At 74.3% G+C, this 19,592-nt stretch carries 17 protein-coding genes; 10 read left to right on the top strand and 7 right to left on the bottom strand.

All coding sequences use genetic code 11. The annotated features are described in order from the left end of the window. Positions 1-176: 176 nt before the first annotated feature. The gene (locus tag ACZ7LE_RS10510; RefSeq protein WP_470403204.1) at positions 177-821 is read left to right on the top strand and encodes an NAD(P)H-dependent oxidoreductase; all 645 of its coding nucleotides are present in this window, start codon (positions 177-179) and stop codon (positions 819-821) included. Beyond that, entirely contained in the window at positions 818-1,381 is a 564-nt protein-coding gene (locus ACZ7LE_RS10505; protein ID WP_470403203.1) for a flavin reductase family protein, read from the top strand. The genes ACZ7LE_RS10510 and ACZ7LE_RS10505 overlap by 4 nt, the downstream gene beginning before the upstream one ends. A 42-nt stretch (positions 1,382-1,423) precedes the next feature. On the opposite strand, the gene ACZ7LE_RS10500 is transcribed toward ACZ7LE_RS10505, so the two are convergent. Together ACZ7LE_RS10500 and ACZ7LE_RS10495 are read right to left on the bottom strand one after the other, a co-directional pair. Continuing rightward, complete coding sequence (locus tag ACZ7LE_RS10500; RefSeq protein ID WP_470403202.1) at positions 1,424-2,443, bottom strand: aldo/keto reductase; 1,020 nt, start codon at positions 2,441-2,443, stop codon at positions 1,424-1,426. Between the two features lie 142 nt (positions 2,444-2,585). Continuing rightward, positions 2,586-3,641 (bottom strand): NADPH-dependent oxidoreductase, encoded by a 1,056-nt coding sequence (locus ACZ7LE_RS10495; protein ID WP_470403201.1) that lies wholly within the window; start codon positions 3,639-3,641, stop codon positions 2,586-2,588. Between the two features lie 254 nt (positions 3,642-3,895). Between ACZ7LE_RS10495 and ACZ7LE_RS10490 the strand changes: the two genes are divergently transcribed. The 8 genes from ACZ7LE_RS10490 to ACZ7LE_RS10455 all read left to right on the top strand — a co-directional run bounded on the left by ACZ7LE_RS10490 (position 3,896) and on the right by ACZ7LE_RS10455 (position 14,478). Continuing rightward, a complete protein-coding gene (locus ACZ7LE_RS10490; protein ID WP_470403200.1) occupies positions 3,896-5,530 on the top strand; it encodes an ABC transporter substrate-binding protein in 1,635 nt (544 codons plus the stop codon). A 1-nt stretch (position 5,531) separates the two neighbouring features. After that, the gene (locus ACZ7LE_RS10485; RefSeq protein ID WP_470403199.1) at positions 5,532-6,479 is read left to right on the top strand and encodes an ABC transporter permease; all 948 of its coding nucleotides are present in this window, start codon (positions 5,532-5,534) and stop codon (positions 6,477-6,479) included. Next, positions 6,479-7,402, top strand: coding sequence for an ABC transporter permease (locus ACZ7LE_RS10480; RefSeq protein WP_470403198.1), 924 nt, complete (start codon positions 6,479-6,481; stop codon positions 7,400-7,402). Before ACZ7LE_RS10485 ends, ACZ7LE_RS10480 begins: the two co-directional genes overlap by 1 nt. After that, the gene (locus tag ACZ7LE_RS10475) at positions 7,389-9,068 is read left to right on the top strand and encodes a dipeptide ABC transporter ATP-binding protein (RefSeq protein WP_470403197.1); all 1,680 of its coding nucleotides are present in this window, start codon (positions 7,389-7,391) and stop codon (positions 9,066-9,068) included. The genes ACZ7LE_RS10480 and ACZ7LE_RS10475 overlap by 14 nt, the downstream gene beginning before the upstream one ends. An 84-nt stretch (positions 9,069-9,152) precedes the next feature. Further along, the gene (locus ACZ7LE_RS10470; protein WP_470403196.1) at positions 9,153-10,646 is read left to right on the top strand and encodes an LLM class flavin-dependent oxidoreductase; all 1,494 of its coding nucleotides are present in this window, start codon (positions 9,153-9,155) and stop codon (positions 10,644-10,646) included. Then, entirely contained in the window at positions 10,643-11,638 is a 996-nt protein-coding gene (locus ACZ7LE_RS10465) for an aldo/keto reductase (RefSeq protein WP_470403195.1), read from the top strand. The genes ACZ7LE_RS10470 and ACZ7LE_RS10465 overlap by 4 nt, the downstream gene beginning before the upstream one ends. A gap of 280 nt (positions 11,639-11,918) precedes the next feature. After that, entirely contained in the window at positions 11,919-13,085 is a 1,167-nt protein-coding gene (locus ACZ7LE_RS10460) for an LLM class flavin-dependent oxidoreductase (RefSeq protein WP_470403194.1), read from the top strand. 10 nt (positions 13,086-13,095) lie between these two features. Then, positions 13,096-14,478: an NtaA/DmoA family FMN-dependent monooxygenase gene (locus ACZ7LE_RS10455; RefSeq protein ID WP_470403193.1), complete on the top strand. Its 1,383-nt coding sequence runs from the start codon at positions 13,096-13,098 to the stop codon at positions 14,476-14,478. 71 nt (positions 14,479-14,549) lie between these two features. On the opposite strand, the gene ACZ7LE_RS10450 is transcribed toward ACZ7LE_RS10455, so the two are convergent. The 5 genes from ACZ7LE_RS10450 to ACZ7LE_RS10430 all read right to left on the bottom strand — a co-directional run bounded on the left by ACZ7LE_RS10450 (position 14,550) and on the right by ACZ7LE_RS10430 (position 19,448). After that, complete coding sequence (locus ACZ7LE_RS10450) at positions 14,550-15,056, bottom strand: RDD family protein (protein WP_470403192.1); 507 nt, start codon at positions 15,054-15,056, stop codon at positions 14,550-14,552. Positions 15,057-15,143: 87 nt separating this feature from the next. After that, entirely contained in the window at positions 15,144-16,496 is a 1,353-nt protein-coding gene (locus ACZ7LE_RS10445) for an LLM class flavin-dependent oxidoreductase (protein ID WP_470403191.1), read from the bottom strand. Next, positions 16,493-17,884: an O-acetylhomoserine aminocarboxypropyltransferase/cysteine synthase family protein gene (locus ACZ7LE_RS10440; RefSeq protein ID WP_470403190.1), complete on the bottom strand. Its 1,392-nt coding sequence runs from the start codon at positions 17,882-17,884 to the stop codon at positions 16,493-16,495. Before ACZ7LE_RS10440 ends, ACZ7LE_RS10445 begins: the two co-directional genes overlap by 4 nt. Next, a complete protein-coding gene (locus tag ACZ7LE_RS10435) occupies positions 17,881-18,234 on the bottom strand; it encodes a rhodanese-like domain-containing protein (RefSeq protein ID WP_470403189.1) in 354 nt (117 codons plus the stop codon). The genes ACZ7LE_RS10440 and ACZ7LE_RS10435 overlap by 4 nt, the downstream gene beginning before the upstream one ends. Positions 18,235-18,272: 38 nt before the next feature. Beyond that, positions 18,273-19,448, bottom strand: a complete 1,176-nt coding sequence (locus tag ACZ7LE_RS10430; RefSeq protein WP_470403188.1) for an LLM class flavin-dependent oxidoreductase — start codon at positions 19,446-19,448, stop codon at positions 18,273-18,275. Positions 19,449-19,592 lie beyond the last annotated feature (144 nt).

Genomic DNA, 19,592 nt, shown 5'->3' with positions numbered 1-19,592 from the left:
GTGATGGGAAGGGGCTGGGGCGTGCCTTCGGTCGATGCTCCGTCCAGGGAGGGGTCCGGATAGTGAGAAGTCCGGGTCTCCTCCTGGTCATCTTCCGATTCGCCGCCTATACCTCCGTCACGGTCAACCGCCCACCGCGCGACCACCGAGCTCAACCCGTTGCGAGGAGCCCTCCCATGACCTCACCGACCACATCGACCGCACCGACCACCGCCCCGGCCGCATCCACCGTCGTGGTCGTCTCCGGGAACCCCCGCCCGGGGTCGCGCACCCTGCGCGCCGCCGACGCGGCCGCGCACCGGATCGCCGCCCACCTGGGCATCGACGACGTCGCGACGATCGACCTGGCCACGTTCGCCGACCAGATCCTCGCCGCCGAGCACCCCGAGGCCGACGCCGCGAAGGAGCGCCTCGCCGGCGCCACCGTCGCCGTGATCGCCACGCCCGTCTACAAGGCGGCCTACACCGGCCTGCTCAAGGCCTTCCTCGACCTGTACGGCACCGACGGCCTGGCCGGCGTGGTCGCCGTCCCGCTCGTGGTCTCCGGCAACCCCGCGCACGCCCTGGCCGGGGAGGTGCACCTACGGCCCGTGCTCGTCGAGCTGGGCGCCGTGGTGCCGGCCCGCTCGCTGACCGTCACGGAGAGCCAGCTCGCCGACCTCGACGGCGTGATCGGGGCGTGGCTCAGCCGGGCCGGCGAGCCGCTGCGGCGGGCGACCGGCCCCGGCGTCGTCGTCCCGGCGCGGGTTCCGGCCGGGGTGGCTGCCGGCGTCCCGGCTGGTGCCGGTGCCGCTGCCGGTGTCGAGGAGGTCGCACGATGACCGCCGAGAACATCGACCTGTCCGCCCTGGAGGAGCTCTTGGCCCAGCAGGACGAGCCCCAGCTCAGCCCCGACGAGTTCAAGACGGTCTTCCGCAACCACCCCGCCGGCGTCGCCGTCGTCGCGCTGCTGCACGAGGACCGGCCCGTCGGGTTCACCGCCACGTCCGTCATCTCGGTCTCCGCGGCGCCCCCGCTGCTCGCGTTCTCCCTCGCCTCGACCTCGTCGTCGTGGCCCGCGATCTCCGAGGCCAGCACGCTGGCGGTCAGCTTCCTCGCCGACCACCAGGACGACGTCTCCGCCCGCTTCGCCACCAGCGGCATCGACCGGTTCGCCGACGGCGGCTGGACGCCGCTGCCCACGGGCGAGCCGGTCATCGACGGCGCCGTGTCCTGGTTCCGGGCCCGGGTGGTGCAGCGCACGCCGATCGGCGACAGCTACCTCGTCTCGCTGCGAGCGCTGGCGTCCAGCCTCACCGAGACCGGCGGCGAGCCCGCCGCGTCTCCCCTGGTGTACAAGGACCGCGCTTACCACCGCATCGGCGACGACACGACGATCTGACGCCGGGCTGCGCCACGGCGGCCGGCCGTGGCGCAGCCTCGCTCATGCCTCCAGGAGGTCCGGGCGGGGATGGCGGACGCCTTGGACGGCGTCGCGCGGGATGACGGCGCCGATCGCCGCGACGTCGTCCGCCGACAGGGCCAGCGATGCCGCCGCGACGTTCTGCTCCAAGTACTGCAGCCGCTTGGTGCCGGGGATGGGCACCACGTCGTCACCCTGCGCGAGCAGCCACGCGAGGGCGAGCTGGGCCGTGGTCACGCCGCGCTCGGCGGCCAGCGACTCCAGGGAACGGACCAGCGCGCGGTTGTGCTCGAACGCCTCGCGGGCGTAGCGGGCGTGGCTGCGGCGGACGTCGTCGGCGGCGAGGGTGTCGGTCGAGTCGACGGTGCCGGTGAGGATGCCGCGGCCCAGCGGGGAGAACGGCACGAACCCGATGCCGAGCTCGCGCAGCGCGGGCAGGACGGCGTCCTCCGGGTCGCGGGTCCACAACGAGTACTCGCTCTGCACGGCGGTGATCGGGTGCACGGCGTGCGCGCGGCGCACCGTCTCGGCGCCGGCCTCCGACAGCCCGACCGCCCGCACCTTGCCCGCCGTGACGAGCTCGGCCAGCGCGCCGACGGTCTCCTCGACCGGCACCTGCGGGTCCACCCGGTGCAGGTAGTACAGGTCGAGGTGGTCGGTGCCCAGGCGGGTCAGCGACCGGTCGATCGCGCGGCGCACGTACTCGGGGCGGCCGTCGACGGGCCGGCCGTCGGGGTGGCCGCCCGCCGGCGGCAGCCCGAGCTTGCTCGCCAGCACGATCCGGTCGCGCTGCGGGCCCAGCACGCGGCCGATCAGCTCCTCGTTGCGGCCGTGGCCGTAGACGTCGGCGGTGTCGATCAGGGTGACGCCGAGGTCGAGCGCGCGCAGCAGCACCGCCTCGGCCTCGGCGGCGTCGGCCGGACCGTACGAGTCGGCGACGGACATGCCGCCGAACCCGACCGCCGAGACGGTCAGGGCGTGCGGGCCGGAGCCCAGGGTGCGGGTGGGGACGGACGGGGTGGGGCTGCTGGCAGTGGTCATGCCCGCAGCCGACCACCCCGCCCCGCCGTCGGCAAGGTCCGCCCGCAGGCTCTCGCATGGCGAGACGCCCCAGGACGGGACGACCCGGGACCAGACAGCCCCGGACGAGACCGCCGCCCCACCGGTGCGGCGCGGCGGCCGGTCACCAGGACGGCATCCCCAGCGCGGTCAGCGCCGACCGCAGCCGATCCCGCCCGCGCAGGGCTCCGGGCCCGCGCAGCCGGGTCAGAGCGCGCCCGATCCAGCCGCCGTCGAGCCCCTCCTCGCGGTAGAAGTCGGTCATGCGTTTCTCGTAGGCCGCCAGCGGACGCAGCTGCCGCGCCGTGTCGTAGGTCTCGTGGTGCAGCACCACGGCCTGCGGCAGGCGGGGCTTGACCCGACCCGGGCGGGCCGGGTCGGGGCGCCCGACGACGAGACCCACCACCGGCGCGGTGCCCCGGGGCAGCCGCAGCTCGGCCGCGAGCTCCTCGGGCCGGTCGCGGACCCCGCCGAGGTAGACGGTGCCGAGCCCGAGCGACTCGGCCGCCACCATGGCGTTCTGGGCGGCAAGCGCCGTGTCGAGGTACGCGGTGACCGTGGTCTCCAGGTACCCCGTCGCGTGCACGGCCGTGTTCCGCCGCTCGGCGAGGGTGCGGACGCGGGCGACGTCGGCCACCCACACCAGCAGGAGGGGTGCGTCCCGGACGTGCTCCTGCTCGCCGGACAGGCCGGCCACGCGGGCGAGGCGCGCCGGGTCGGTGACGGCCACGACGCTCCAGAGCTGGAGGTTCGACGTCGTGGGCGCGGACTGTGCGGCCGCCACCAGGGTGGGCAGCACGGAGGGCGGCAGCGGTCCGGACAGGAACCGCCGGACCGAGCGGTGCGCGAGCTGGACGTCCAGCACGGACCGCGGAAGGTCCGCCGCGGCGGCGACGGTCGCGGACACCTGCGGGGCCGCGGTGTCGGCGCGGCGCGGGGTCACGCCGTAACGGGCGGCGACCTGGACGCGGGCGGCGGCGAGCCGACCAGCGTGCTCGGGCGACTCGGGGTGCTGGGCGGAGTCGCGCGAGGAGTCGTGCGCTTCGTCGCGCGCGATCTCGGGCGGGGTAGCGAGCTGATGCGCCCGCGGTGTGCGGGTGATCCGGGCCGACCGGCGGGCCGACGGTGCGGGAGCTGTCTCGGTCGGGGTGGTGACCAGAAAGGCGTCGATGGCTGTCATGAGTGCTCCGTGGGGTGGACGGAAGGCCAGACACTCACGTTGCGAGCCCTTCGTCAATGCCCCAGTTCACCGTCTCACTTCCCGGACAGGAGGCACGCGACCCTGGCGCGCCCGGTGACAGGGCTGCGAGCGCCGTCCGCCCACTATATGGACTCTTTGCCGGATTGGTTGACTCGTCGGATTTTTTCCCGTCTCATTCCCGCCGCACTGCAAGGGGCGGTGTCACCTACGTTCCCGATCCGAGGAGGAAGACCGTGGCCACGACGAGAAGGCCCGCCACGACGAGGCACGGACGGTGGCGCCTCGCCGCCACCGCGGCCGTGCTGGTGTCCCTGGTGGTGTCCGCGTGCAGCACCGGCTCCGGCACCGCGTCCGCGCCGGTCCCCGCGGAGGACCGCCCCGGGGGCACCCTCAACATCGGGCTGGCCGCCGAGCCCAACGGCGTCGACGCCGCCGTCGTCAACCAGGTGTGGCGCACCGTCGCCCGCGCGCTGACGGACTCCCTGGTCTTCTTCAACCCGGAGACCAAGGAGATCGAGCCCTGGCTGGCCACCGACTGGACCGTGCAGGACGCCCGCGTCTACACCTTCACGCTGCGCGACGACGTGACGTTCCACGACGGCACCGCGCTCACGTCCGAGGTCGTCAAGCAGAACTTCGAGAGCCTCGACCGCCCCGGCATCCACTCCAGCGCCAAGACCATCGTCGAGGGCATCAAGGAGATCCGGACGCCGTCCGAGCACGTGGTCGAGGTGGAGTTCGCCAAGCCGAACGCCGCGTTCCTCGTGAGCCTGTCGCGCGCGCACGCCGGCATCGTGTCGGCGAAGACCGCCGCGCTCCCGGTCGAGGAGCGTCAGAAGTTCCTGGACGGCTCCGGGCCGTTCTACCTCGAGGAGTACACGCCCAACCAGCGCATCGTGCTGAAGAAGCGCGCGGACTACGACTGGGCGCCCGAGTACTTCGGGCGCAGCGGTCCGGCGTACCTCGACGAGGTGGTCTACAAGATCATCCCCGAGGACTCCGTGCGCAACGGCGCCGTCATCGGCGGCGAGGAACTCCAGTTCGTCTACTGGGTCAACGCGAAGTACGTGGACCAGCTCGAGGCCGCCGGCCTGACCATCACCGAGACCACCAACCCCGCGACGGGCACGGAGTGGCCGGTCAACACCTCGTCGAAGGTCCTGCAGGACGTCCGGGTGCGCCAGGCCCTCCAGCACGGCATCGACCGCGCGGAGTTCACGAAGCTGGTCTCCGGCGGCTACGACCAGGCCGCGACGGGCCCGCTCAGCAAGGCCAACCCCTTCTACTCCGACCAGAGCGAGTACCTCACCTACGACCCGGAGCTGTCGGAGCGGCTCCTGGACGAGGCCGGCTGGTCCGAGACCGGGTCCGACGGGATCCGGGTCGACGCCGACGGCGACCGCCTCTCCTTCCGCTTCCCGCGGGACGGCGCGGCCGAGCAGGTGGTCCAGGCGCAGTGGAAGGAGCTCGGCATCGAGCTGGTCCTCGACCCGCCGCTGGACGCCGAGGCGAACGAGAAGCTGCTCTCGGGCGAGTACGACATCGCCTACTGGTACCACTCCACCCCGGACCCCGACGTGCTGCGCGCCAACTACGGCATCGAGACGGGCTCGAACCGCTCGTTCATCGCGGACGACGACGAGACCGGCCAGCGGCTCGACGACCTGCTCCAGGAGCAGAACACCGTGATCGAGCCGGAGGCGCGGCAGAAGATCGTCGACGAGGCCGCGCGGCTCCTGGTCGAGGACGCCTACGTGCTGCCCATCGTGAACGACACCGACATCTGGGCCTTCCAGCCGACGGTGCACGACATCCAGCCGGTGGGCCTGGACCAGTACCTCTACAACGCCTGGCTCTCGGAGAAGTGAGGTGCTGAGGTCCGGGCTCCTGAGATACGCCCTGCGGCGGCTCGCCTACGCCGCGATCGTGGTGTGGGGCGCGTTCACCGGGGCGTACTTCCTGCTCTACATCGTGCCCGGGGACGCGGCGGGCGGCCTGACGATGGGCGCCTCCGGCGGCGACGTCGAGCAGCTCCTGGCCGAGCAGCGCGAGCTGCTCGGCCTGGACCGGCCGGTCCTCGTGCAGTACGGGGACGCGCTGTCGGGCGCCGTCCTCGGGGACTTCGGGGACAGCCTCTACCAGCGCCGGCCCGCCGTCGAGGTGTTCTTCGAGGCGTTCCCGGCCACGCTGCAGCTCGCGTTCCTGGGCCTCGCGCTGGCCGTCGTGCTCGGGGTCGCGCTGTCCGTGATCATCGAGCTGACCGACTGGCGGTGGCTGCGCGAGCTGCTCGTCTCGCTGCCGCCGGTCGCCGTCTCGCTCCCGCCGTTCCTGGTGGCGCTCGTGCTGGTGCAGCTCGTCGCGTTCCGGCTCGGCTGGATCGACGCCTTCGGTGACCGCACGTTCCTCGGCCTGCTGGTGGCCTCGCTGTCGATCGCCGTGGCCGGCGGCGGGACCATCTCCCAGCTCCTGACGGCCAACCTGCGCGGCGCGCTGACCTCGCCGTACATCGAGACGGCGCGGAGCTGGGGGCTCAGCCGGTTCGACGTCGTGGTGCGGCACGCCCTCCGCAACGCCTCACTGCCCGTGATCACCGCCCTCGGGACGCTCATCGGCGTCATGGTCGGCGGCACCGTGCTCACGGAGACCGTGTTCTCGCGGCCCGGCATCGGCCGGCTCGTCGTCGACTCCGTCAACGGCCGCGACATGCCGGTGGTGCTGGTCGCCGTCACCGTGAGCGCGCTGATCTTCGTGACCGTCAACTTCGTCGTCGACCTGGTCTACCCCCTGGTCGACAAGCGCATCCGGCTGGAGGGCTGATGAGCGTCACCGAGACCGCGGCGGCGGCCGCCGTGAGGCCTGCGGGTCCGGCCGCGCCGTCCCCGGCGCGGCCGGGTGCGGGACGACGCCGCAGGTGGCTCGGCCGGCTGCAGGACGTCGCGCGCACGCCCAGCCTGCTGGTGTCCTACGTGTGGCTCGTGCTCATCGTGACGGCGGCGCTCGCCCCGGCGCTGTTCGCGCCGGGCGACCCGCTGGCGCAGAGCGGCGACGCGATGCTGCTCCCGCCCGGACCCGACCACCTGTTCGGCACCGACGACCTGGGCCGCGACCAGTTCACGCGCACCGTGCACGGCACCCGGCTGTCCCTGCAGGCCGCGGTGATCGCGGTGCTGATCGGACTGGTGAGCGGGTCGGTGATCGGGCTCGTCGCGGGCGCCGTGCGCGGCTGGCTCGACAGCGTGCTGATGCGCGTCGTCGACGTCATGCTCGCGGTGCCGAGCCTCATCGTGTCGCTGGCGATCATCTCGGCGCTGGGCCACGGCACCCTCAACATCGCCGTGGCCATCGGGATCAACAGCACCGCGACCTTCTCCCGCCTCATGCGGTCGGAGGTGCTGAAGGTCGCGGGCGCCCGGTACGTCGAGGCGTCGGTGTTCGCCGGCCACGGCTACGCCTACCGGCTGCTGCGGCACGTGGTGCCGAACGCCACCCGGTCGGTGCTGGCCTACGCGACCATGGAGATCGGCAGCGCCATCCTCACCGTCGCCTCGCTGAGCTTCCTCGGCCTCGGCGCCCCGCCGCCCACGCCCGAGTGGGGCCTGCTCGTGGCCGAGGGCCGCACCTTCATCGCCGGCCAGTGGTGGCTCAGCCTGCTGCCCGGCCTCGTGATCGTCGTCTCCGTGCTGGCCGTGTACCGCATCGGCCGGTCGATCGACCGAGGGAGAACCCGTGTCGTCGCCTGAACCCCTGCTCACCCTCGACGGCGTCAGCGCCCAGTTCGCGCTGCCCGGCCGTCCCCCGGTCCGCGTGCTCGACGACGTGAGCCTCTCGCTGCGTCCCGGCCAGGTGCTGGCACTGGTCGGCGAGTCCGGCTCGGGCAAGTCGACCCTTGGCCGCACCGTCACGGGCACCCTGCCCGAGAACGGCAGCGTGACCGCCGGACGCGTGACCTTCTCCGGCCGGGAGCTGACCGGCCTGGCGGAGCGCGAGCGCCGCGCGGTCCGCGGCAAGGACATCGGGTACATCCCCCAGGACGCCCTGCTCGGCCTCAACCCGCTGCTGCCCGTCGGGGTCCAGGCGGGCGAGCCGCTACGTGCCCACCGCCTGGCCGGCCGGGCGGAGCGCCGCGAGCGCGTGCTCGAGCTGTTCGGCAAGGTGGGGCTGCGGGATCCCGAGAAGGTCTACGGCGCCTATCCGCACGAGCTGTCGGGCGGCATGTGCCAGCGTGTGCTCATCGCCGCGGCGATGAGCACGGGGCCGCGGCTGCTCGTCGCCGACGAGCCGACCACCGCCCTGGACGTCACCGTCCAGAAGACGATCCTGGACCTGCTGGGCGGCCTGGTCGCGGAGGACGGCCTCGCCGTGCTGCTCGTCACGCACGACCTCGGGGTCGCGGCCGAGCGCGCGGACGAGATCGCCGTGCTCAAGGACGGCGTCCTGGTGCGCTCCGGCCGCACGCGCGAGGTCGTGGCCGACCCCGGGGACGGCTACACCGAGCAGCTCCTGCGGTCGTCCTCGCTCGGCTTCTCCGGGGCCGACGCCGCCGCGGCCCGACACGAGCGCACCGCCGCCCGCGTCCCAGCCGACGCCCCGGTGGTGGTCCGGGCCTGCGACGTCGCCAAGACGTTCCGCGCCCACCGGGGCCGCACGGCGGTCACCGCCGTGGCCGGGGCGAGCTTCGAGGTACGGCGGGGCACCACGCTGGGCATCGTGGGCGAGTCCGGGTCGGGCAAGACCACGCTGGTGCGGCTGCTGGCGGGCCTGACGCCGCCGAGCGCGGGCAGCGTCACGGTGGACGGCGAGCCCGTGGTCCACCACCGCCGGGGTGCCGGCCAGGCCGCGCTGTACCGCACGGTGCAGATGGTCTACCAGGACCCGTTCGCCTCGCTGAACCCGCGCACCACCGTGCGGTCGATCCTGGAGGAGCCGCTGACGGGCCACCGGATCGGCGGGTCAGGCCGGCGCGGCGCCGCCGCGCGCGCCCGGCGGGTCGACGAGCTGCTGGAGCAGACAGGCCTGCCGGCGTCGGTCGCCGACCGCTACACGGCCGAGCTCTCCGGCGGTCAGCGGCAGCGCGTCGCCATCGCCCGCGCGCTCGCGCCGCACCCCGAGGTGCTGGTGCTCGACGAGCCCGTCTCCGCGCTCGACGTGACGGTGCGGCGGCAGATCCTCGACCTGCTGCTCGACCTCCAGGACCGGCTCTCCCTGACGTACCTGTTCGTGTCGCACGACCTGGGCGTCGTCGCGGAGCTCTCCGACGAGATCCTCGTGCTCCGGCACGGCGACGTCGTCGAGCACGGCCCGGCGTCCGACGTCATCTCCCGACCCCGGACGGAGTACGTCCGCCGGCTGCTGGCCGCCATCCCGGGGGCGGCCCCCGCTTCCGCCCCGGCGACGAGCACGCCGTGAACTCCGCGCCGTGACCCCCACGCAGTGACCAGCACGACGCACCACCGAACGACGCACCACCGCACCGACCGAAAGGACACCGCCATGGGCGAGCCGGCACAGCGCCAGCTGCACCTCGGATACATGTACTGGCTGAACGGGACCCACTGGGGCGGCTGGCGGCTGCCGGAGTCGGCCACGCCCGACCCCTTCGGCCTGGCCTACCCCGCCCGCGTGCTCAAGCTGGTCGAGGACGCGAAGTTCGACTTCTTCTTCCTCGGCGACACCCTGCCCGGCGACGTCTACCGCGAGCACTACGGGACCACCCACAACGCCGGCCGGCTCGAACCGTTCACGCTGGCCTCCCAGCTCGCCCTGCAGTCGTCGAGGATCGGGCTCGCGGTGACCGCGCACCCGACGTTCTACGAGCCGTACCTCCTGGCGCGGCTGACGGCGTCGCTGGACCACCTCAGCGGCGGACGCCTGGCCTGGAACGTGGTGCTCGGCGCGAACGACCTCGCGGCCAAGAACTTCAGCCTGCCCGACCTGGGCGGCGAGAGCCGCTACCGGCGGGCGGCGGAGTTCATCGACGTCATCCGCAAGCTCTGGGACAGCGTCGAGGACGGCGCCTACCTCCAGGACAAGGAGTCGGGCCAGTACCTCGACCCGGGCAAGATCCACCGGCTGGAGCACCAGGGCGAGTTCTTCTCCGTGGCCGGGACGCTGCCGATGCTGCGCCCGCCGCAGGGCCACGTGCCGCTCCTGTACGCGGGCGGCTCCGAGCTGTCGCGCGAGCTGACGGCGCAGTACTGCGACATCAACTTCACCGGCCCGCCCACCCGGGAGGTCTCGGCGGAGTTCAACGCCGACGTCCGTGCGCGGGCGCTGCGCCTGCGCGGCCGAGAGGAGCCCATCTTCTTCCTGCCCGGCATCACTCCCGTCATCGGCGACACGCGCGAGGAGGCGATCGACCTCTTCGACCGGCTGAACGCGGGCCTCCCCGTCGACGACGACCCCGTGGCCGGGGACCAGGGCGACGACTACTACACGAGCGAGGCGTTCCAGGCGACGCAGCGGGGGCGGGCGCCGCTGCCGATGGGCGCGCGCAGCCTGCGGTCGATCGGCGAGCGCACCGGCGTCGACCTGCGCCCGCTGGGTCTGGACGGCGTGCTGACGCCGTCGCTCGCCGCCGAGCTGAACGACGTCGGGCAGAGGCTGCTGCGCACGATCGCCGACCGCACGGGCCGCACCGTCGAGGCCGGCACCGTGCGGGGGCGGGACCTGCTGCACAACTCCATCGGGGGCGGCTTCCCGCTCGCGATCGGCACGGCGGACGACGTCGCGGGCACGCTCATCGAGTGGTTCGAGCAGGGCGCCGCGGACGGCTTCAACATCCAGTCGCCGGCCATGCTCGACCAGCTCGAGCGGTTCATCTCGCAGGTGGTGCCGATCCTGCAGGACAAGGGCGTGTTCCGCACCGAGTACGAGGCGGACACGTTCCGCGGGCACTTCGGGCTGCCGGTGCCGCCGAACCAGTTCGCGGCGGGTGCCGCCGCGGGCGCGCCGTCGGCACCCGCCGGGCAGGAGGCGCGAGCATGACGCTCCCCGCCGGGTACCGGGCGCTCGGCAGCTCCGGCCTGGTCCTGTCCGAGCTCGGCGTGGGCGCCAGCACGTTCGGCCGCAGCGGCATGCGCGCCGTCGGGCAGGAACAGGTCAACCGGATCGTGGACCGCGCGATCGACCTGGGCGTGACCTACTTCGACGTCGCCGAGGGCTACGGCGACCGCACCGGCCTGTCCGAGGAGCTGCTCGGCACGGCGCTCACCGGGCGGCGCGACCAGGTCGTGATCGGCACCAAGTTCGGCCGGTCGCTGGCGGCGGACCGCGGCCCCTCGTACAGCCGGACCGGGGCGCGCAAGTACGTCCTGGCCGCGGTCGAGGACAGCCTGCGCCGGCTCGGCACCGACTACATCGACCTGTACCAGATCCACTTCCCGGACCCGTTCACGCCGATCGAGGAGACCCTCTCTGCGCTCGACACGCTGGTGCGCGACGGCAAGGTGCGGTACGTGGGCGCGTCCAACTTCAAGGCCTGGCAGCTCGCCGACGCCGACCACGTGGCCGCGGCCCGCGGCTACGGCCGGTTCGTCTCCACGACCGACGAGTACAGCCTGCTGTGGCGCAAGCCCGAGGAGGAGCTGATCGGCGCGCTGGAGCACTTCGGCCTGGGGTTCCTGCCGTACTTCCCGCTCCAGAACGGGCTGCTGACCGGCAAGTACTCGCGGGGCAACGCGCCGGAGGGCGCCAAGATCACCAACCTCAAGACCTACCTGCTCGGCGAGGCGCCGTGGGACGCGCTGGAGAGGTTCGAGCGGTTCGCCGCCGACCGGGGCGTGCCGCCGAGCGCGCTCGCCCTGGGCTGGCTCCTGGCGCAGCCCACGGTGACCAGCGTGATCACCGGCATCACCGTGCCGGAGCAGCTCGACGAGAACCTGCTGGCCACCCGCTGGGTTCCCACCCCGGAGGAGGAGCGGGAGCTCCGCGCCCTGCTCCCCGGCACCCTCACGGGCGGCCCGGGCCGCGTCGGCTGACGCGGCGGCCCAGGCCGGCTCCGCCAGCCGCCATCCGCCAGCCACCGATCGCCGTCACCCGCCGGTGTTGAGCACAGCAGTTGCTGCCAGAGAGGGGCGTTCTCTGGCAGCAACTGCTGTGGTCAACACCGCCCGTGGGTGAGCGGGCGGTGTGGTCGTGACCGGATGGCGAGACGATCCCGCGGGGGCATTGCGTCCTGGTGGGGCGGGGCTATGTTGCGCGCGGTCGGCGTCCGCGGCAGGTCCGCGGGGGTGCGCCGCGACGACATCGGAGGTTCTCTTGTCCGCTCCACAGTCCCCTTCGCCCTTCTTCGTCGGGCTCGATGCCGACGGCGCGGGCGCGCACCCGGCGGCCGCCGTCGTCGCGCGCCTCGCGGGCGCCGACCTCGTGTCCGGCGCCCGGCTGGCCCGCACGGTCCGGCAGGCCGAGCACGCCGGCCTCACCTTCGTCTCCTTCACGGACGCGCTGCTCCCGGCGGTACCCGGTTCGCCGGCGTCGGCCCGCCTGGAGTCCGTCACCCGCGCCGCCTTCGTGTCCCGCACGACGACGGCGATCGGCCTGGTGCCGCAGGTGCCGACCACCTACCCGGAGCCCTTCCACGTCGCGGCGCAGCTCGCGTCGCTGGACATCGCGGCGGCCGGCCGCGCCGGCTGGATCGCTGCGGTGACCCGGGACGCCGCGACCGCCGACGCCTACGGCCGCCCCGTGGTGGGCGACGTGACCCGCGAGGCGCGCGACGTCGTGCGGGTGGTCCGGGACCTGTGGGACTCGTGGGAGGACGACGCCGTGATCCGCGACGTCGCCACCGGCCGGTACATCGACCGCGAACGGATCCACCACGTCGACTTCGTCGGCGAGACCTTCTCGGTCAAGGGGCCGCTCATCACGCCCCGGCCGCCCCAGGGGCAGCTCGTGGTGCTGGCCGCAGACGGCGACGTGCCGCCGCCGGTGGACGGCGCCGAGCGGCTCGTCGACGTCGCGCTGGTCGGCGGGGCCGGCGTGGGCGCCGCCCGCGGCAACGCGACCGCCGCACGCGAGCACTCACCGCTGGCCGGCGTCGACGTCGAGGTCGTGCTCGACGCCGGCGGCCGCGCCGGCGCGGACCGGCTCGCGGTGCTGGACGCCAGCACGCCCGCCGGCGTCCGCTCGCCGTGGGACACGCGCGCCCTGCGCTATGCGGGCGACGCCACCGGGCTGGTCGCCCTGCTCACCGAGCTCGCCACCCCGGGCCCGGACGGACGGCGGCCGGTCGACGGCGTGCGGCTGCTGCCCGCCGTGCTCGACGTCGACCTGCCCGTGCTCGCGCGCGACGTCCTGCCCGCCCTGCGCGCCGCCCGGCTCACCGCGGCGCCGCGCGCCGGCGCCACGCTGCGCGAGTCCCTCGGGCTGCCGCGCCCCGCCAACCGCTACGACACCCGCGTCCCGGCGGACGCCGCGAACGCCTGAGGAGACCACCATGCCCGACCTGTCCGTGACCGACCTCCCCGTGACCCGTCCCGACGCCCAGGTGCACTTCGGCGTCTTCTTCCAGGGCGTCAACCACACCACGATCTGGTCCGACCCGGAGTCCGGGTCGCAGACCGACTTCGCCACGTTCGAGCGCGTGATCCGGACGGCCGAGCGCGGGCTGTTCGACGCGTTCTTCCTCGGTGAGGGCCTGCGGCTGCGCGAGTCGCGCGGCGCCCTGCACGACCTCGACGTCGTGGGCCGCCCGGACGCGATCACGCAGCTCGCCGCGCTGGCCGCGATCACGACGCACATCGGCCTGGTCGCCACCCAGAACACCACGTACAACGATCCGGCCGACCTGGCCCGGCGCCTGCAGAGCCTCGACGTGCTGTCCGGCGGCCGGGCCGCCTGGAACGTCGTGACCACGGACAACGCCTGGACCGGGGCCAACTTCCGCCGGGGCGGCTATCTCGACCACGCCCTGCGCTACGAGCGGGCGCAGGGGCAGCTCGACGTCGCCCGCCAGATCTGGGACGCCTTCCCGGACACGGGCGGCAGCGACGCGTTCAGCGGGGCGGTCGCGCACGTGTCCGAGCACAGCGCGCTGTTCGACGTCGAGCTCGACCCGACCACGCCGCGCAGCCCGCAGGGGCACCCGATCATCTTCCAGGCGGGCGACTCGCCGCAGGGCCGGGACTTCGCGGCCGCCAACGCGGACGTGATCTTCTCGCGCCACGGCTCGGTGCTGGCCGAGGCGCTGGAGTTCGCCGCCGACATCCGCCGCCGGGCCGTGGCCGCGGGCCGCCCCGAGGACGACGTCAAGATCTTCCCGGGCACGGGCGTCATCGTCGGCGACACGCCCGCCGACGCCGAGGACAAGGCTCGCTGGGTGCGCTGGAACCAGGTCACCCCGGCCACGGCGCTCTCGATCGTCGGCACCATCTGGGGCGAGGACCTGTCGGGCTACGACCCGGACGGCCCGCTGCCCGCGCACGACCCGGTGGTCGAGGAGCTCGGCGGCGAGCGCGGCTCCGCCACGACGGGCGCGCGGACCCGCGAGATCGCGGCGCGGTGGCGGGCGCTGGCGGAGGCCGAGCACCTGTCGATCCGCGAGCTCGTGGTCCGCGACAGCAGCGAGCGCGGGTTCCAGGGGACGCCGTCCGCCGTGGCCGAGGACCTGATCCGCTGGGTGCGCACCGGCGCCGTCGACGGGTTCAACATCAGCCCGTGGATCGTGCCGTCGGGCCTGGACGACATCGTCGACCGGGTGGTGCCCGAGCTGCAGGAGCGGGGCGCCTACCCGACGTCGTACACGGGGACCACCCTGCGCGAGCACCTGGGCCTGCGCGCCCCGCTCACCCGACGCGCGGCCGCCGTCGGCGCGGCGTGACCTCCGCACGTGTCAGACGTACAGATCCCCCGAGGCACCTGTACGTCTGACACGTGCAATGGGGGCTGACCTCAGACGCGCACGACCGTGGCTCCCCCGGCGCGGTCGTACGGCGTGCGGCCCTGCCCGACGAACAGGGTGACGACGTACGTGACCGGCAGGATGTAGGCGGCCGCCGTGAGGATCGCGAGGCCCGGGCCGACCGTCGTCGACCCGACGAGGCCGATCGCCGCGGCGTGCCCGATCGTCCAGGGCACCGCGACCTTGAGTGCGTTCCGGAGCAGCGCTCGGGGGAACGTGAGCCGCCCGCCGTCGCGGGCGCCCACCACCTGGAGCCCCAGCGCGCGCTTGCCGATCGTCGCCTGCCGCGGGCCTGACTCGAGGACGGCGAGGAAGACGGTCAGCGGCACCGCCGTCAGCAGCGCGGAGACCACGTTCGTGGTCACCGCGGACCACCCCGTCGTCACGCCGGCGAGGTACAGCGGGATGCCGATCGCCGCGAGCACCACGACCCACACCAGGAAGCAGAGCCAGTCGACGAGCCACGCCACGATGCGCCGCCAGGCCTCGGAGTTCACGGCGCCGACGCTACCGCGCCCCACGTGTCAGACCTACAGGTCACCCGGGTGACCTGTAGGTCTGACACGTGTGGTGAGCGGTGCGGCTCAGAACGCCCGGAGGTTGGCCCGCAGGCCGCCGTCGGCCCACTCCGTGCGCAGGATGCCACGACGGCGCAGGATCGGGACCAGCTCGTCGAGCGTGCGGTGCACGGTGACAGGGTGCAGGTCGCCCCACAGCAGCACGCCGTCGTTGCCCCACTCCCCCAGCTCCTCGACAAGGTCGGCGAGCTCGCCGGCGGTACCCACCCAGCCCGAGCGGTCGGCGATGCGGCCCAGGCGGGCGAGCCCGCCGAGCAGCACGCGCAGCGGCGTGGTGGCGAGGTCGTGGTCGCCGACCAGGCGCTTGATCGAACCGTGCGAGACGTGGTCGCCGAACAGGCCCGTGGGCAGCGGCTTGTCGAGGTCGAGCGCCGTCAGGTCGGCCTCCAGGTCGCTCGACTGCTGCTCGGCGATGCGCAGCAGCGTGCCGTCGTCCGGGTTCGCCGACGCCGCGACCAGCCGGTCGGCCTCCTGCGGGCTGGACACGAGCACCGGCTTGATCGCGAACAGCACCTTGACGTGCTCCAGCGCCCGGCCCGAAGCGCGGGCGGCGGCGTGCACCTTGGCCCGGTAGTCGCGCACACTCCGCTCCGTCAGGGGCGCGAGCGCGAGCTGGACGTCGCTGTTCGCGCCGGCGAACGCCAGCCCCCGGCCCGAACCGCCAGGTGAGACGATCACGGGCTCGCCGTCGGCCCCGCCGCCGAACGGGAGGGCGTTGAGCGGGCCGTCGAACGCGTAGTGCTCGCCGCGGTGCCGCACCGGGCGCAGGAGCCGCCCGTCGGCGTAACGGCCCCCGGTCCGCACGCCGCCCGGCCCGACGGCGCCCGGGTCGGCGACCAGCGCGCCGTCGTCCCAGGACCGCCACAGCGAGCGGACGCCGTCGAGCCACTCCTCGGCGCGGTCGTACGCGGCGTCGTGCCCGAGCGGCGGCGCGGCGGAGAAGTGGCGCGCGCTGCCGGTGTCGGTGACGAGGTTGAGCCCGAACCGCCCGCCCGACAGGTGCTGGAGCGTCGCGAGCTGCCGCGCCCCGGTGTAGGGCAGCACCGCGGCGGGGTTCACGGTCGGCACGATGCCGAGGTGCTGGGTCGCGGCGAACAGGTACGGGGCCAGCAGCAGCGGGTCGTGCTTCGGACCGCCGAACGCCTGCCGCACGCGCAGGTCGATGGTCTCCGGGCTGCCGAGCGAGGGGGCGTCCTCGATGATCAGCAGGTCCACGCCCGCCTGCTCCAGAGCGCGGGCGGACTCGACGTAGAGGTCCGGCCGGGTCCAGTCGTAGTTCCAGTCCAGGTAGTCGTGGCCCCAGCCGTGCGGCCCGAAACCGCGGGCCAGGAACCAGCCGAGGTGCTGCTGGCGGGTCATGGTGTCTCCTTGCGTGTGGTGCCGCTCGCGTCAGGGGTGCCGACGGCGTCGGCGGCGCGCCGGGCGGCTTCGTCCGCCGATCTGAGGCCGCGGTCGAGGTCCGCGAGCAGGTCGGGCAGGTCCTCGATGCCGACGGACAGACGCAACGTCCCGGGGTGGATGCCGGAAGCGGCCCGCTCGGCGGGGGTGCGCAGCACGTGGCTGGTGCTCTCCGGGTGCAGCACCAGGGAGCGGACGTCGCCGATGTGGGTCATGTGCGTGAAGACCTGGACGGCCTCGACCAGCGCCCGCGCCGCGGGGGCGCCGCCGTGCGGCGTGAAGGTGAACACGGAACCCTGGCCGTCCGGCAGGTACCGCTTCGCCAGCGCGTGCGACGGGCTGGAGTCCAGCCCCGAGTAGTCCACCGACGCCACCTCCGGGCGGAACGCCAGCCAGCGCGCGACCTCCAGCGCCGCGGCGCTCTGCCGCGCCACCCGCAGCGACAGGGTCTCGATGCCCTGGCCCACGAGGAACGCGTTCAGCGGCGACGGCGTCGGGCCGAAGCGCGGCGCCACCGTCTCGCGCAGGTACGCGAGACGCGCGTTGCCGCCGTGCCGGTCGGCCACGCTCGGCCCGTCCGTGCGGCCCGGCGCCACGAGGTGCGGGTAGAGCGCGCCCGCGGCGCGCGGATCGAACGTCCCGGAGTCGACGACGACGCCGCCCAGCACCGAGCCGTGCCCCGCCAGGAACTTGCTGGCGGAGTGCACCACGACGTCGGCGCCGTGCTCGATCGGCCGCAGCAGGTACGGCGTGGCCAGCGTGTTGTCCACGACGAGCACCAGCCCGTGGGCGTGGGCGACGTCGGCCACGGCCGCGAGGTCGGGCAGGTCGTTGCGCGCGTTCGGGATCGACTCCAGGAACAGCACGCGCGTCTCGGGGCGGATCGCGCGCTCCCAGGCGGCGGGGTCGGCGGCGTCGTCCACGAAGTCGGCCTCGATGCCGAGCCGCGGCAGGTTCTCCAGGAGCAGCCCGCGGGTGCCCTCGTAGATGCTGGACGCGGCGAGCACCCGCTGCCCGGCCTCGACCAGGCCGAGCAGGGCGACCGTGACGGCCGCCTGCCCGCTGGCCAGGAACAGCGCGTCGGTGCCGCCCTCCAGGGCCGCGATCCGCTGCTCGACGGCGGCCGTGGTCGGGTTGCCGGTGCGCGTGTAGGCGAAGCCCTCGCCCGCGCCGAAGTGCCCGGCGGCCTGATCCCACTCCTCGAACTCGAACCCCGCGGTGAGGTAGACGGGCGTGGCCCGCGGGACGACGCGGGCCGACGGCGCGGTGTCGGGCGCACCGGTGGCACGCCCGGCGTCGTCCCGCCCCGTGCTGCGCGCGTGCACCTGCCGGGTGGCGAAGCCGGTCATGGCGCCGCGCTCGGCTCGGCCTCCGTCGCGGGCAGCCCGGCCTCCTTCCAGGCGGGGAACCCGCCGTCGACGTGCGAGACGTCGGTGTAGCCGCGGGCCGCGAGCGCCTCGGCGACGGGGCCGGAGCCGTTGATCGAACCGCACACGACCACGACGGGTGTGTCGAGGGTGATCGCCGGGTTGTCGGACGGCCCGAACAGCGCGTCCAGGTTGGTGCGGTCCGCGAGCGTGGCGCCCGGGATCTCGCCCGCCGAGGCACGGCCCGCGGCGGAGCGGACGTCGATCAGCAGGGCGCCGCCGGCGACCTTGGCGCCCGCGGCGGCGGGGGTCTGCAGCTCAGGAGTGGTCATGGTGGTCTCCTCCAGGTGGTTCGTGGTTCGTCGGGTGGTCAGGCGCTCAGGAGCCGGCCCGTGGGCAGCGCCCGCCCGGCGGCCTCGGCGTCCGACAGCCCGAGCGAGCCGCGCAGCGTGGTCGCCGTCCGCTCGGTGCGGAACAGGCCCGCCTGCTGGAGCACGGGCACCAGGTGGTCGGTGATCGTGTCGAGGTCCGAGCTGAGCGACGACGGCCGCAGCAGGAACCCGTCGACGGCGCCGACGGTGGTCCAGTCGGCGATCAGGGTGGCGAGCTCGTCGGGCGTGTCGGCGACGACCAGCCCGTCGCCCATGGCCGCGGTGCCCTCCAGCGCCTCGACGAGCTCGAGGCGAGCCCGGGCGCTGGCCCGCTCCTGCGCGAGCACCACGTAGACCTCGGCGAGCACGCGCAGCTCCTCGGGGTCGCGCCCCGCGGACAGCGCGGCGTCCCGCACGAGCCGGCGCAGCCGCACCGCGTGCGCGGCATCCGTGACGGTGATCCGCGCGACGTCGGCGGTGCGGCCGGCGAGCGCCGCGCTGGCCTCGGAGCGCACGCGGACGACGACGGGCGGGGGTGTCTGCGGCAGGGCGTCGTCCGTGCCGGCGGCCGGGCGGCCGCGGACGGCGAACCGGATGCCGTCGTGGTCCACGCGGAACCGGCCCTCGGCGTCGAGCTCGACCGCGCCCGCCCCGCTGCCGGGACGGCCCGTCCACACCTGCGTCACGGACCGGATGCCCAGCTCGACCCGGCCGGCCCACGCGTCGTCGGCCTCGGGGAGCTTGCTCTGCCGCACGGCCTGCCAGCCGGCCCGCCCGCTGCTCGCGCGGTCGATGCTGCTCAGCGCGACCGCGGCGTGGGCCGCCTCGACGTGCACCGTGTCGACGGCGGCGACCAGCCCGATGCCGGCCGTGACCCGCGCGGCCCGGGCCGCGGCGACGGCCGTGTCCAGCCGCCCGGTGACCTGGCTGCGGCCCGGGTGGAGCAGAAAGCCCTCGTCGAGGCTGACGAAGTCGAGGAGGCCGCGGTCGGCGGTCCGCACGAGGTGCAGGAACCGCTCGCCGTCGAACGGGCGCGGTGCGACCGGGCCGCGTGCGCGGTGGGCGCCCGGACGGGCGCCGGCGGAGGTGAGGTCCACGCCGAGCACGACGGGACGGGCAGAGGTGGAGGCGAGGGACGTGGGGGCGAGGGACGTGGGCTGCGACGGGTACGGCACGGCGGGGCTCCGTTCGGGCTGCGGCTGCGCGACGGCGCCCGGAGGACCCGGCCGACACACAGGATGTGCGACGGCGTCCAGGGGTCACCCGGGAGCGTGGCTGCCAGAGGGCAGGAGGGAGACGTCCGGTCAGGGACGTGGGGG

The sequence above is a fragment of the Promicromonospora sp. NPDC110617 genome (assembly GCF_055598465.1).
This window is presented reverse-complemented; position numbering and strand designations above follow the sequence as displayed.